Here is a 12750-nt window from a genome sequence, read left to right as displayed (position 1 = left end):
GCTTGCCTTGGGTTTGCGTTAACGTGCAGGTTGTGGACAACGCGACGACAGAACGGGCGCGAACAGGCGAAAGAGGGCTGGCGTGGGTCGGGCAATTAGCAAATCAGGCGTATTGACTGCATTGGGTGCAATGTCGGGGACCTCGCTGGATGGCGTGGACGCGGCGGTGATCAAAACGGACGGTTACAGAATTCTTGGCTTTGGGCCCACCGGATACCGCGCCTATTCAGATGCGGAGCGGAAAACGCTTCGTGCTGCATTGGGACAGTGGCATGGCCCCGAGGTGGATGCCGCGGCGGAATTGGTTACGCTTGCCCATGCCGAAATACTGGCGGACTTCGACAAGATTGATCTGATCGGGCTTCATGGTCAGACCCTAGCGCATGAACCAAGCGGGCGCGGCACGTTGCAGGTGGGTGACGGCGATGGCCTGACGCAGGCCTTGGGTGTCCCCGTCGTTTGGGATTTCCGCAGCGATGATGTGGCGATGGGGGGCGAGGGCGCTCCGCTTGCGCCCTTTTTCCACTTTGCCTGTGCCAAGTGGATTGAGGCCAACCAACCGCTTTGTTTTCTGAACCTGGGTGGGGTCGGGAACCTGACCTATGTAGATCCCAGGTTTGATGGCCCTGAAATACCAGGTGCGCTCTTGGCTTTTGACACCGGTCCGGCCAACGCACCGGTTGATGATCTGATGCAGGAACGTCTGGGTCTGCCCATGGATCGCGACGGCGCGGTTGCGCGCGGCGGTAGGGTCGAGGCCGGAGCACTTGAACTGTTTCTGGCAGAGCCTTTCTTTAACAGGATGCCGCCGAAATCGCTGGACCGGAACGACTTTGCCGAGATGATCCGCCTGGTTCAGGAATTATCAGATGCTGATGCAGTTGCCACGCTTACCGGCATGTGCGCCGCCGGAGTTGCGCAAGGGATCGAGCATTGCCCGGAACCGCCGTCGCGTGTGTTGGTGACAGGAGGGGGACGGCATAACCCGGTCCTGATGGAGATGCTGCGCGTTTCGCTGGATTGTCCGGTGGAGCCGGTCGAAGCGGTTGGTCTGGATGGGGATATGCTGGAAGCACAGGCCTTTGCCTATCTTGCTGTCCGTGTCGCGCGCGGGCTGCCGACCTCTTGTCCCGGCACCACAGGGGTTAAGGCACTGGTCGGGGGCGGGATGGTCAGCGTTCCATCGAGCGAACGTAGTCTGACGTAAATTCTGAATACCCGTCAGAGGTCGATTTCAAATGTGCTTTGGTCCAGTCATGCAGCGTTGGCAGCTGGTGAAACGGCACGTTTGGAAAGGCGTGGTGTTCGGCGTGATAGGGCATGTTCCAGGCCAGAAATCGGACCAATCGGTTGGTGAACGTAGTGCGCGAGTTTTCAAGCATATTCGCCACCGGCGGGCAGAGACCGTGTTCCGCAAGCAGGTACAGCCGAAGAACGGGCTGTGCCACCAAGACCGGCAACAGCGATAAGCTGACCACCAAAGGTGACACCAGCAGGCTTGCCCCTGCAAGCGCGTAAATGGCCAGCAGGACACGGGCCTCAATCCGCATGGCCTTATGTTGGCGATGCGGCAAATAGGGCGCCTCGATCCGGCCCATTGCGTTACTGATCACAACGCGCGCCATTCCAGACCAATAGGGCCAACCACTCAGATAGATCAGCAGGCTCGGCCAGCTGTCGGGCCGCGGTTTGCCCCCCAGTTCGGGGTCTTTGTCCGGGTGGTTGGTCCATTTGTGATGCGCGAGGTGAAAGTATCGAAACCAGGTAAAGGGCAGGGCGATTGGGATTGAGACAAGATGCCCAACCGCATCATTCATCCAGCCAGTCCGAAACGGCGTTTTGTGGGTGCATTCATGGCTGAGGGTGAACAGAAACACCAGCAGCACGCCTTGCGGCAGGATCAGCAGCGGCCAGAGCGGGATTTGCACGGCGATGCCTGTACTCGTTGCGCTCAGCACCAATAGATACAGAACCAAGTGCCTCAGACCCGCCGCGTCAGACCGCATCTGCAGCCGGTCTTTGGCCTCGGCCGGGAGTGATGCGATGAGGGCGCGGTGATCCATCGGTCAGCCTCGGGGGATGTCGAACCCTGGGGCGGCGAGTTCGAACCCGTCGAATTCAAACCCCGGGGACACGGTGCAAGAGACCAGCGTATAGGCCCCGCTGCTGCGCGCGGCCTGCCAGTGATCCTTGGGCACGATCAGTTGTGGTGCGCCTTGCGACAGGTCCGGGGTCAGCATGTGGTCGGTCGCCGGGCCAGTTTCGGTTGCGCTGAGCGACAGCACCAAGGGTGCCCCTGCGTGATACAGCCAGATCTCGGTCGCATCGACGCGGTGCCAATGGCTGGCCTCGCCCTCGGGCAGCAGGAAATAGATGCAGGTTCCGGTCGCACGGCTCTGGTTCTTGGCGCGCCAGGTTTCGCGGAACCAGCCGCCCTCGGGGTGGCGTTGCAGGTTCAGGTGTTGGATGATCTCTTGTGCGGTCATGGGGCCTCGGGTGTTTCTGAGAGATTATGCACGGGTTTGAACGATCCGCTATGGTATTCGTCCCGATCAGGAATATGTTTGGGCAATGACCCTGATGATCCCCTTCGACAACAGTTACGCCCGTTTGCCAAACAGCTTTTATGCGCGGCAAGCGCCGGTGCCGGTTCGTGCGCCTCGCTTGATTGCTTTCAACTCCGATCTTGCGCAGATTCTGAGAATCGCGCCCGGCGAGGTGCATGAAATGGCCGAGGCCTTTTCCGGCAACACCCTGCCAGAAGGGGCGGAACCGATTGCACAGCTCTATTCAGGGCATCAGTTCGGGAATTATAACCCCCAGCTTGGGGATGGGCGCGCGGTTTTGCTGGGCGAGACAGTTGGGACGGATGGCGTCCGACGGGATATCCAGTTGAAGGGATCAGGCCCGACGCCGTTTTCCCGACAGGGTGACGGACGTGCATGGCTGGGTCCGGTGCTGCGCGAGTATGTGGTGTCCGAGGCGATGCACGCGCTGGGCATCCCGACCACAAGGGCGCTGGCCGCCGTTGAGACTGGCGAGGCCATTTTTCGAGAAGGTCCAATGCCTGGTGCGATCCTGACCCGTGTCGCACAAAGCCACCTGCGCGTAGGTAGCTTTCAGATCTTCGCTGCGCGTGGACAGTTGGACAGTCTGCGTCGACTGACAGATTATGCCATCCAGCGCCATTACCCGCAGGCCGACGGCCCGATGGGTCTTTTGCGCGCTGTTGTCGACGCACAATCGCAGTTGATTACCGCATGGATGAGTGTGGGATTCATCCATGGGGTGATGAATACTGACAACTGCTCGATCTCAGGCGAAACCATTGATTACGGCCCTTGCGCCTTCATGGATAACTATCATCCCAATACCGTCTACAGCTCGATCGACCGCATGGGTCGCTATGCCTATTCCAACCAGCCCGAAATCGCCGTTTGGAATGCAGCGCAGCTGGCGACCGCGCTGATCCAGCAGTTCGACGATAAAGCGGCCGCCGTCGCTGAGGCCACCGAAATCGTCCACGGGATGCCGGATCTTATGCAGCAAAATTGGCTTGCAAGGTTCCGGGCAAAGATCGGTCTTGTGACGCAGGAAGACGGCGATCTTGAGATGATCTCGGACTTGCTGAATTGCATGGCGCAGAACCAGGCGGATTTCACCAATACCTTCCGGGCGCTGGGCGGCGATCAGGCGCGGGATCAATTCACCGATCCGCAGGCCTTTGATCAATGGGCAGACGGTTGGCGGTCGCGGCTGTCTCGTGAAAAAAAACCTGCTGAGGTGATTAACAAGGCCAATCCGGCCTTTATCCCGCGCAACCACCGGGTCGAACAGATGATCCAGGCGGCGGTGCAGGGGGAATTTGACCCATTCCACCGGCTCAACAATGTGCTGTCCCGGCCCTATGAGGATCAACCCGGCGCTTTGGATCTGACACGGCCACCGGCACAGGATGAGGTTGTTCAGGCGACCTTCTGCGGTACATGAGTTCCTCACACCTGTTTTCGCAGTCAGCTACGTCGGTGTTTCGCCATGCGCTTGCTTTGGTGAAGCCGGCTTGCAATCAACGATGAGCAGCGCAATCCTGCGATCTCAAACGGACTTTCAGGAACCCATGTCTCAGACCGCAATCCTGCGCATCGCCAGCTATAATATTCAGAAATGTGTCGGACTGGATCTACGTCGACAGCCCCAGAGGATTCTTCAGGTCATCGAAAGCCTGCAGGCCGATATTGTCGTCTTGCAAGAGGCCGACAAACGATTGCCTCCGCGCCCTGCGGCCCTGCCGCATTTCATGCTGGACGAAGCGGGATGGCAGATCGTTGATTTGGGTGGGGCTGGCAGCTTGGGGTGGCATGGGAATGCAGTGATCTGGCGGGGTGATGCGATCCGTGTCCGGCAGACCGGGCATCACGAATTACCGGGGCTGGAACCGCGTGGGGCTGTCAGGGTCGAGTTTGACACACCAATCGGTCCGCTTCGGGTGATGGGCATGCATCTGGGGCTCTTGCCCGCCTCACGCCGTCAGCAAATCACCCACCTCAGACGGTGCGATGCGAATCTTGAGGATTTGCCAACTGTCTGGGCGGGGGATTTCAATGAATGGTCCCGACAGCCGGTTCTGGATCACCTGGCCCCGGATATGCACTTTCTTCCACCATTCCCCAGCTTTCCAGCGGCACAGCCGCTGGGCGCGCTGGATCGGATCGCGCTCGGCGCGGGGCTTGAGGCTGTTTTGCATGGCGTGCATTCGGTGCGACCCGCGCACATCGCCTCGGATCACTTGCCAATCTGGGCCGATCTACGGCTTGTAGCTTAGCCGGTAAATCCCCTGTAGCGCCGATCACGCATACGGTTTAATACAGAGAACCGAATATATGCCGAGGGTTCCTATGTCCGACACGATCATCGCCCGTTGCGAAGCCAAAGGCCTGCGTATGACAGGACAGCGCCGCACGATTGCACAGGTGCTGCAACAAAGCGATGATCATCCCGATGTCGAAGAGCTCTATTCGCGCGCCTCGCAGGTTGATTCTGGTATTTCCATCGCCACCGTCTATCGGACCGTCAAACTGTTCGAAGAGGCCGGGATTCTAGAGCGTCTGGAATTCGGTGATGGTCGCGCGCGGTACGAGGATGCCGAACGGGACCATCATGATCACTTGATCGACATGCAGTCAGGTGAAGTCATCGAATTTGTAGACCCTGAGATCGAAGCGCTACAGGAAAAGATTGCAGCTAAGCTGGGCTATAAGCTGAAAGGGCACCGGCTGGAACTGTATGGCGTTCCGCTAGACCACGACTGATCCATCACAAAAAACGAACGGCCTGCGCACGGGAATTCATGATTCCCAGGCGGATATTGCTTGCCTGACCGCCCGGCATCGGCTTTTGCTTGGATATGACCGGCTGAACGCGCCGCAATATTCTACGGACAAAACTATGAACAACGTGAACGGCATTTTGCTGGTCGTCGGCGCAATGGCGACCTTTGCACTTGAAGATATGTTCATCAAACACCTGTCGGTCACAGTGCCAACAGGACAGATCATGGTTCTTTTGGGCCTTTCCTGTGGTCTGGTCTTTGTTGGTATGGCGGTGTTCACACGCAAACGCATCTTTGATGCTGCCGCGTGGCAGACTTTGCCCCTGATACGTGCGCTCTGCGAGGGGTTCGGGGCCGTGGCTTTTGTGACCGCGCTGTCTCTGGTCGATTTGTCAACGGTTGCCGCGGTGTTTCAGGCAATGCCTTTGGTCGTTACAATGGGGGCGGCGTTGTTCCTGGGCGAGCAGGTTGGATGGCGGCGATGGAGCGCAATCGGCGTTGGTTTCATCGGTGTTCTCTTGATCATCCGACCGGGGTTGGACGGGTTCCAGCCGGAAACCCTTTTCGTCGTGGCCAGCGTTGTGGCTATTGCCGCCCGCGATCTGATCACACGCAGGCTGGATGTGCGTGTGGCCTCGGCAGTAGTTGCGATGCAGGCCTATGGGGCGGTTACCATTGCCGGTTTTGTGCTGATCTCGATGGCCGGCCAGCCGGTCGTTGCACTGAACCAGGCGCAATTCGGGCCGCTCCTGGGCGCGATTGGATTTGGTGTTCTGGGGTATTACGGGATTGTCAGTGCAATGCGGATTGGCGATGCCTCGGCCCTGACCCCGTTCCGATACACCCGGCTGGTGTTTTCTATCGCGGCCGGAATGCTGATGTTCGGGGAACGCCCGGATATGATGACGGTTGCCGGTGCCTCGCTGATCCTGGGGTCGGGGCTCTATACATTCCTGCGCGAACGGCGTCTGGCGCGGTCGCTGGCTGTCGCGGCCTGACGGATCGTCGCAGGTTTGCGCAAACAGGCTCTCAGATCTGTGTTAGCGATAACATGAGTGGTTTACTTTTTGCCCTATACTGATATGAGGCTGGCAACTGATTGCAGCCACAGGGACGGGCCTCATGAGCACCATCATCGACATCCATGCACGCGAAATTCTGGACAGCCGGGGCAACCCGACCGTCGAAGTGGACGTGATCCTGGAAGACGGCACCATGGGCCGTGCCGCCGTCCCGTCGGGTGCCTCGACCGGCGCCTATGAGGCGGTCGAAAAGCGTGATGGCGACAAATCGCGCTATATGGGCAAGGGCGTGCTCGAAGCGGTTGCCGCCGTAAATGGTGAGATCGCCGAAGAACTGGTTGGGTTCGACGCGACCGAGCAGGTGGCGATCGACCAGACTATGATCGAACTGGACGGCACCGAGAACAAAGGCCGTCTCGGCGCAAACGCCATCCTGGGCGTTTCGCTGGCAACGGCCAAGGCGGCAGCGGATTTCACCACGCAGCCGCTGTTCCGCTATGTCGGCGGCACCTCGGCCCGTATCCTGCCCGTGCCGATGATGAACATCATCAACGGTGGCGAACATGCTGACAACCCGATCGACATTCAGGAATTTATGATCATGCCGACCTCGGCCGCGAATATCCGCGACGCGGTGCGCATGGGGTCCGAGGTGTTCCACACTCTGAAGAAAGAGCTGTCGTCGGCAGGTCTGGCCACAGGTGTCGGCGACGAGGGCGGCTTTGCCCCAAACATCGCCAGCACGCGCGAGGCACTGGATTTCATTCTGAAATCCATCGAAAAGGCGGGCTACAAGCCGGGTGAGGAAATCCATCTGGCTTTGGACTGCGCCGCGACCGAGTATTACAAAGACGGCAAATACGTCCTGTCCGGTGAGGGCAAGAGCCTGACCTCGGAAGAAAATGCCGACTATCTGGCCGCTCTGGTCAACGACTATCCGATCATCTCAATCGAAGACGGTATGTCTGAGGATGACTGGGACGGCTGGAAGGCCCTGACCGACGCCATCGGCGACAAGGTGCAACTGGTGGGCGACGATCTGTTCGTCACCAACCCCACGCGACTGGCGGAAGGGATTGAACGCGGCTGCGCCAACTCGATGCTGGTCAAGGTGAACCAGATCGGATCGCTGACCGAGACGCTGCGCGCCGTCGATATGGCCCATCGCGCACGCTATACCAATGTGATGTCGCACCGCTCGGGCGAGACCGAAGATGCCACGATTGCCGATCTGGCAGTGGCCACGAATTGCGGTCAGATCAAAACCGGATCATTGGCGCGGTCAGATCGGTTAGCCAAGTATAATCAACTGATCCGTATCGAAGAATCTCTGGGTGAGATTGCCGAATACGCAGGGGCCTCAATCCTCAAGCGCTGAAAACTGTAAGCCTGAATTTTGATTGCCTGGCCTGTGGAAATGGGCCGGGTTTTTTGTGTTGGATTGTAGGTTTTGCCCATGTCTAAATCTCAAACCGGCACTTTAGCATGATTGGGTCAGAAGAAACTTGGGAGGTTATGAATAGTATTATCTAGATATATTAATGACTTATATAGGGGTCCTGCGCTAGCGATCCTTATGTGTGAACTTTTTCCTTTTTGTTCTGTAGTGCGCATTCGTATCATATTGAAATAACAGATAAGGGGAACACTATGAATGGTTCGAAACTTCTTCTGGTAGCGTCTGCACTCAGCACTGTATTTCTGGTTGCTTGCTCAGAGCCTGGAACATATCCGATCACCGGTACGGCAGTGTCCCCTGACGATCCGGTGGCAAACCTTGAAGCTCCGGTTTACATCCGTCGCGGTGAGGCCCGGTAGGGTCTGTCAATCTTTCGCGGGTGGTCTTGTTGTTCAGCCACACAGAAATGGATCAAAGGGTTTTGCTCATCAGCATATAGCGGTCACGAGGCTTGAAACCTGTGCGTAGATACAGTTTCTGTGCCGTCTCGTTTGTACGATCGACTTCAAGATGCAAGGCTGTGAGCCCCGCGCTCGCCAACGCCTTGGGCAAATCCAGCAAGACTTCAGACGCAATTCCGCGCCCTCGCACGGCAGGACGAATATAGATCTCATCCACGAATCCATCCATGCCGCCGAATTCAACCGACCACCCAAAGGTCAGGATGACATAGCCCAAGGGTGCGCGACCGGGGCCAATCAGGTAGATGCACCCAAAAGGTATTCCCTCGAGAAGAGGCGCAAGCGCATTGCGCGTCTGATCGGCATCCTGGGTAATGCCTTCTTCGGCGTGAAAGGCGGCGACCAGACCAACCAGACGTTCCAGATCCTCGGGGCGAGCAAGGCGAAGTGCGGCGCTCATAGTCGGGCCAGCCGATCCGTGAGCAGATCAAAAAACCCGCCAGCGTCAATTTCTCCGATGAACAGGGCGTTGGGTTTTCTGTCGGTAACACCCCACCAATCGGCAACTGTCATGCCCAAGGTCAGCTTTGATTGGGTCTCGACCTCGACATTCACCAGCCGCCCGGTAAACAGTACGGGCTTGATTAGATAGGCAGTCACGCAAGGGTCGTGTAGCGGAGCACCTTCCGAGCCGTATTTGTTTTTGTCGAACCTTTCAAAGAAATCGGTCATCTCGGCCACCGCGACACCGGCCTTGTTTCCAATTCTACGGAAGGCATCGTTGCGCGTCTTGGTCACCAGAGCTTTATGCGTGACATCAAGCGACATCACCACAATGGGACGTCCAGATTTGAACACAATATCAGCGGCTTCTGGATCGACGTAAATGTTAAATTCGGCGGTTGGGGTGATGTTTCCAACTTCGAAATATGCCCCTCCCATCAAAACGATCTCTTGAACCCGGTCAACGATGTCAGGCGCTTTGCGGAACGCTGTGGCGATGTTGGTCAATGGCCCAAGGGGACAGAGCGTAACGGAGCCTGGTTCATGCGCGCGCAACGTGTCGATGATGAAATCGACGGCATGTCCTTCGGACAGCGGCATCAGCGGATCCGGCAGAACCGGCCCATCCAAGCCAGTTTTGCCATGCACATGCTCCGCGGTGATCAGGGGGCGCTCTAACGGGCGGTCGCATCCGGCATAGACGGGGGTCTGGGTATGGCCAGCCAGTTCGCAGACAATACGCGCGTTTTTGGCTGTCAGCTCTAAGGGTACGTTGCCAGCGACTGCGGTAATGCCCAAAACCTCAATTTCGTCGGGGCTGGCAAGCGCCAGCAGAATGGCGACGGCATCGTCCTGTCCCGGATCGGTGTCTATAATGATTTTGCGAGCGGGCATGATCGTCTCCGGAGGTCGTGAAGGTGGGACACTCGCAAGTGTCCGAGAGCTTGTCTAGCGGTTTTACGTTCTGGCCTCGGCCTTTGCCGGCGGGAGTTTGCCATTGGCCCGATGTTCCTCGATCTTCACCTCATCCCAAAGCGCGTCCATCTCTTCCAGCGTGCTTTCCGTTGGGGTTTTTCCCCGTGCAGCCAGGCGCGACTCGACCTGTTCGAACCGGCGGGTGAACTTGGCGTTGGTCCGGCGCAGGGCGGTCTCGGGCTCGACCCCAAGATGGCGGCCCAGATTGACCATAACGAATAGCAGATCGCCGAACTCATCCTCTAACGCATCCACATCCATCCGGTCGCGTGCCTCTTCCAGCTCGGCAGCCTCTTCGGTAATCTTGGCCAGCACATGGCTGGCATCGGGCCAGTCGAATCCAACACGGGCGGCACGTTTCTGCAATTTGAGAGCACGCAGAAGGGCGGGCAGGTTGGCGGCGACACCGTCCAACGCGCCTTGTTGTTCTTTACCAGCACGTTCGGCTGCTTTGATGGCTTCCCAGTCCAGTGTTTGCTGCTCTGCCGATTTGTCGCGGGATTCGTCGCCAAAGACATGCGGGTGCCGGGCGACCATCTTGTCCGACATGGTGCGCACCACGTCCTGAAAGGTGAAATGCCCGGCTTCTTCGGCCATTTGTGCATGAAAGACAGACTGGAACAGCAGATCCCCAAGTTCGCCCTTCAGCTCATCATAAGCCTCACGTTCGATGGCATCAGCGACCTCATAAGCCTCTTCGATCGTATAAGGAGCGACCGTGCCGAAATCCTGCTCGATATCCCATGGGCAGCCGGTTTGAGGGTCGCGCAGTCGGCGCATGATCTCTAACAAGCGTTCGATGCCAGCATCGCTGTCATGGATCAGAGGATTTTCGGCCATTGCGAACCCTTTCGTTCCGGTGTCAGATGCATCCATTCCGCAGTCACGATCAGGAGTCCACCCCAGATGCCCGTCGTCAACCGAATTGCCGATTTCTCTGCCGATATGGCCGCATGGCGCCAGCATCTGCATACGATCCCCGAGCTTGCATTCGAATGCCACGAAACCGCGGCCTTTGTTGCCGACCGGCTGCGAGAGTTCGGTGTCGACGAGCTGCACGAGGGCATCGCCACCACAGGGATCGTTGCGATCATCAACGGGCAGGGCGAAGGACCGACGATTGGTCTGCGCGCTGATATGGACGCTTTGCCTATCCCCGAGGAAACAGGGGTCGCGTACCAATCAACCAAGCCCGGAAACATGCATGCCTGCGGTCATGACGGGCACACCACGATGTTGTTGGGCGCGGCGCGCTATTTGGCGGAAACCCGAAATTTCCGTGGACGCGTGGCGCTGATCTTTCAACCGGCCGAAGAAGAGGGTGGTGGCGCGGGCGTCATGGTCGAAGAGGGGATCATGGACCGGTTCGACATTTCCCAAATCTATGCATTGCACAATGCGCCTGGAATTCCCGAAGGATCCTTTCAGACAACCCCCGGGCCGATCATGGCTGCTGTTGATACGTTCGAAGTTCACATTCAGGGCCTTGGTGGCCATGGTGCCATGCCGCATGAAACCCGGGATCCGGTGATGGCGGCCTGCGGTATCGCCCAGGCGATTCAGACCATCGTCAGTCGTAACAACTATGCTTTGGACAGTCTGGTGATCTCGGTCACGCAAATCCATACCGGCACCGTGAACAACGTGATCCCCGATACCGCCTTTATCAACGGCACTGTGCGCACTTTTGATCCGACTGTGCAGAAAATGGTGATGGAGCGGATGGAACAGATCGTACAAGGACAAGCCCAATCCTATGGTGTCGAAGCGCGGCTGGACTATGAGGTCAACTATCCTGCAACAATCAATGACGCCGACAAGACTGGTTTTGCCGCAGAAATCGCGCGTGATGTTGCCGGTGCAGATCGCGTGATGACCAATGTCGACGCGATGATGGGGGCCGAGGATTTTTCATACATGCTGCAGTCGCGCCCCGGCGCTTACCTGTTTCTGGGGCAAGGCGAGGGGGCCGGATTGCATCATCCGAAATACAACTTCAACGACGACATCGCGCCGGTTGGGGCGTCTTTCTTTGCGCGGATCGTCGAAAAGGCCCAGCCTTTGGGCTGACAGGAGAAAGACATGGCACTGGAAGATTCAAAGAATTTCGTCGATGAGGCGTTTACCAATCCTGAACTGAAAGGCGTCTCGTACGAGAATACTTTCGGGGGGGCGATGTCATTTTTGCGCCGCTTGTATACCAAGGATCTGACCGGGATCGATATCGCCGTAACCGGCGTGCCATTTGATCAGGCGGTGACGAACCGCCCCGGTACGCGTCTTGGGCCACGCGCCATCCGCGAGGCCAGCACGTTGCAATCCCCGGATGAGCCTTATGGCTGGCCGTTTGATGCGCTAAGCGAATTGGCAATCGTGGATTATGGGGACATGGCTTATGACTACGCCAATATACCTGCCTTTCCGGACACATTGACGGACCACATTCGCACAATTCTCAACGCTGACGTGGCCTCGGTGACGCTTGGTGGGGACCACTATATCAGCTTTCCGATCCTGAAGGCCTATGCCGAGAAATACGGGCCAATGTCCTTGCTGCAATTTGATGCGCATACGGATACATGGGCTGACGACGACATGTCCCGCGTGGATCATGGGACCATGTTCTACAAGGCGGTCAAATCAGGGATAGTGGACCCTAAGCGTTCCGTTCAGGTGGGTATTCGTACGACGAACGAAGATACTTTGGGGGTCAACATCATTGACGCTCGGGAGGTGTACGAGTCCGGTCCCGCCGCCGTGGCGCAAAAGATCAAAGGCATTCTTGGTGACAACCCGGTTTACCTGAGCTTCGATATCGACGGTCTGGACCCGGCCTTTGCGCCTGGCACGGGAACGCCGGTCTGGGGTGGACTGAGTTCGATTCAGGCCCAGATCATCCTGCGCGACATTGCTGGGATTAACATCAAAGGCGGGGACGTGGTCGAGGTTTCGCCGCCCTATGACACCTCAGGTGCGACAGCGATTGCAGGCGCACATGTGGCGACGCAAATCATTTGCCTGCTGGGATGGAACAAGCTGAAGCCTTAACCTTTGGTTAGC

At 57.8% G+C, this 12750-nt stretch carries 14 protein-coding genes; 9 read left to right on the top strand and 5 right to left on the bottom strand.

Going from position 1 to position 12750, the window contains the following annotated elements:
* The first annotated feature begins 82 nt into the window (after positions 1-82).
* A complete protein-coding gene (locus AC2FFB_RS03625) occupies positions 83-1207 on the top strand; it encodes an anhydro-N-acetylmuramic acid kinase (protein WP_496822838.1) in 1125 nt (374 codons plus the stop codon).
* Here the strand turns inward: AC2FFB_RS03625 and AC2FFB_RS03620 are convergent.
* Together AC2FFB_RS03620 and AC2FFB_RS03615 are read right to left on the bottom strand one after the other, a co-directional pair.
* Positions 1173-2063: a fatty acid desaturase gene (locus AC2FFB_RS03620; RefSeq protein ID WP_496874509.1), complete on the bottom strand. Its 891-nt coding sequence runs from the start codon at positions 2061-2063 to the stop codon at positions 1173-1175. The two genes, AC2FFB_RS03625 and AC2FFB_RS03620, sit on opposite strands and share 35 nt — an antisense overlap.
* Positions 2064-2066: 3 nt before the next feature.
* On the bottom strand, positions 2067-2486 hold the full coding sequence (locus AC2FFB_RS03615; RefSeq protein WP_496712911.1) for a cupin domain-containing protein: 420 nt from the start codon (positions 2484-2486) through the stop codon (positions 2067-2069).
* An 85-nt stretch (positions 2487-2571) separates the two neighbouring features.
* On the opposite strand from AC2FFB_RS03615, the gene AC2FFB_RS03610 reads away from it, so the two are divergent.
* From AC2FFB_RS03610 to AC2FFB_RS03585, 6 genes are all read left to right on the top strand, one after another.
* Positions 2572-3990: a protein adenylyltransferase SelO gene (locus tag AC2FFB_RS03610; protein WP_496874508.1), complete on the top strand. Its 1419-nt coding sequence runs from the start codon at positions 2572-2574 to the stop codon at positions 3988-3990.
* Between the two features lie 127 nt (positions 3991-4117).
* Positions 4118-4822, top strand: coding sequence for an endonuclease/exonuclease/phosphatase family protein (locus tag AC2FFB_RS03605; RefSeq protein WP_142635102.1), 705 nt, complete (start codon positions 4118-4120; stop codon positions 4820-4822).
* A gap of 73 nt (positions 4823-4895) precedes the next feature.
* A complete protein-coding gene (locus tag AC2FFB_RS03600) occupies positions 4896-5309 on the top strand; it encodes a Fur family transcriptional regulator (protein ID WP_142633379.1) in 414 nt (137 codons plus the stop codon).
* Positions 5310-5445: 136 nt separating this feature from the next.
* Positions 5446-6327 (top strand): DMT family transporter, encoded by an 882-nt coding sequence (locus AC2FFB_RS03595; protein ID WP_496874507.1) that lies wholly within the window; start codon positions 5446-5448, stop codon positions 6325-6327.
* Between the two features lie 124 nt (positions 6328-6451).
* Positions 6452-7729 (top strand): phosphopyruvate hydratase, encoded by a 1278-nt coding sequence (gene eno, locus AC2FFB_RS03590; protein ID WP_496688322.1) that lies wholly within the window; start codon positions 6452-6454, stop codon positions 7727-7729.
* 272 nt (positions 7730-8001) lie between these two features.
* Complete coding sequence (locus tag AC2FFB_RS03585; protein ID WP_185956604.1) at positions 8002-8169, top strand: hypothetical protein; 168 nt, start codon at positions 8002-8004, stop codon at positions 8167-8169.
* 52 nt (positions 8170-8221) lie between these two features.
* On the opposite strand, the gene AC2FFB_RS03580 is transcribed toward AC2FFB_RS03585, so the two are convergent.
* The 3 genes from AC2FFB_RS03580 to mazG form a co-directional block, all read right to left on the bottom strand.
* On the bottom strand, positions 8222-8671 hold the full coding sequence (locus AC2FFB_RS03580; protein WP_142633385.1) for a GNAT family N-acetyltransferase: 450 nt from the start codon (positions 8669-8671) through the stop codon (positions 8222-8224).
* Positions 8668-9609 (bottom strand): nucleoside hydrolase, encoded by a 942-nt coding sequence (locus tag AC2FFB_RS03575; protein ID WP_496874506.1) that lies wholly within the window; start codon positions 9607-9609, stop codon positions 8668-8670. The genes AC2FFB_RS03580 and AC2FFB_RS03575 overlap by 4 nt, the downstream gene beginning before the upstream one ends.
* Before the next feature lie 63 nt (positions 9610-9672).
* The gene (gene mazG, locus AC2FFB_RS03570; RefSeq protein WP_496874505.1) at positions 9673-10530 is read right to left on the bottom strand and encodes a nucleoside triphosphate pyrophosphohydrolase; all 858 of its coding nucleotides are present in this window, start codon (positions 10528-10530) and stop codon (positions 9673-9675) included.
* Between the two features lie 66 nt (positions 10531-10596).
* Between mazG and AC2FFB_RS03565 the strand changes: the two genes are divergently transcribed.
* Complete coding sequence (locus tag AC2FFB_RS03565) at positions 10597-11760, top strand: M20 aminoacylase family protein (RefSeq protein ID WP_281971978.1); 1164 nt, start codon at positions 10597-10599, stop codon at positions 11758-11760.
* Positions 11761-11772: 12 nt separating this feature from the next.
* Entirely contained in the window at positions 11773-12738 is a 966-nt protein-coding gene (gene speB / locus AC2FFB_RS03560; protein ID WP_142633391.1) for an agmatinase, read from the top strand.
* Positions 12739-12750 lie beyond the last annotated feature (12 nt).

Source organism: Ruegeria sp. YTSA219 (assembly GCF_059609985.1).
This window is presented reverse-complemented; position numbering and strand designations above follow the sequence as displayed.

What these genes read in the sequence shown, in the direction of transcription:
- AC2FFB_RS03575 (WP_496874506.1), bottom strand. Translation starts at nt 9,609, where the DNA reads ATGCCCGCTCGCAAAATCATTATAGACACCGATCCGGGACAGGACGAT.
- AC2FFB_RS03585 (WP_185956604.1), top strand. Translation starts at nt 8,002, where the DNA reads ATGAATGGTTCGAAACTTCTTCTGGTAGCGTCTGCACTCAGCACTGTA.
- AC2FFB_RS03565 (WP_281971978.1), top strand. Translation starts at nt 10,597, where the DNA reads ATGCCCGTCGTCAACCGAATTGCCGATTTCTCTGCCGATATGGCCGCA.
- AC2FFB_RS03595 (WP_496874507.1), top strand. Translation starts at nt 5,446, where the DNA reads ATGAACAACGTGAACGGCATTTTGCTGGTCGTCGGCGCAATGGCGACC.
- AC2FFB_RS03605 (WP_142635102.1), top strand. Translation starts at nt 4,118, where the DNA reads ATGTCTCAGACCGCAATCCTGCGCATCGCCAGCTATAATATTCAGAAA.
- AC2FFB_RS03615 (WP_496712911.1), bottom strand. Translation starts at nt 2,486, where the DNA reads ATGACCGCACAAGAGATCATCCAACACCTGAACCTGCAACGCCACCCC.
- AC2FFB_RS03580 (WP_142633385.1), bottom strand. Translation starts at nt 8,671, where the DNA reads ATGAGCGCCGCACTTCGCCTTGCTCGCCCCGAGGATCTGGAACGTCTG.
- mazG (WP_496874505.1), bottom strand. Translation starts at nt 10,530, where the DNA reads ATGGCCGAAAATCCTCTGATCCATGACAGCGATGCTGGCATCGAACGC.
- AC2FFB_RS03600 (WP_142633379.1), top strand. Translation starts at nt 4,896, where the DNA reads ATGTCCGACACGATCATCGCCCGTTGCGAAGCCAAAGGCCTGCGTATG.
- eno (WP_496688322.1), top strand. Translation starts at nt 6,452, where the DNA reads ATGAGCACCATCATCGACATCCATGCACGCGAAATTCTGGACAGCCGG.
- speB (WP_142633391.1), top strand. Translation starts at nt 11,773, where the DNA reads ATGGCACTGGAAGATTCAAAGAATTTCGTCGATGAGGCGTTTACCAAT.
- AC2FFB_RS03620 (WP_496874509.1), bottom strand. Translation starts at nt 2,063, where the DNA reads ATGGATCACCGCGCCCTCATCGCATCACTCCCGGCCGAGGCCAAAGAC.
- AC2FFB_RS03610 (WP_496874508.1), top strand. Translation starts at nt 2,572, where the DNA reads ATGACCCTGATGATCCCCTTCGACAACAGTTACGCCCGTTTGCCAAAC.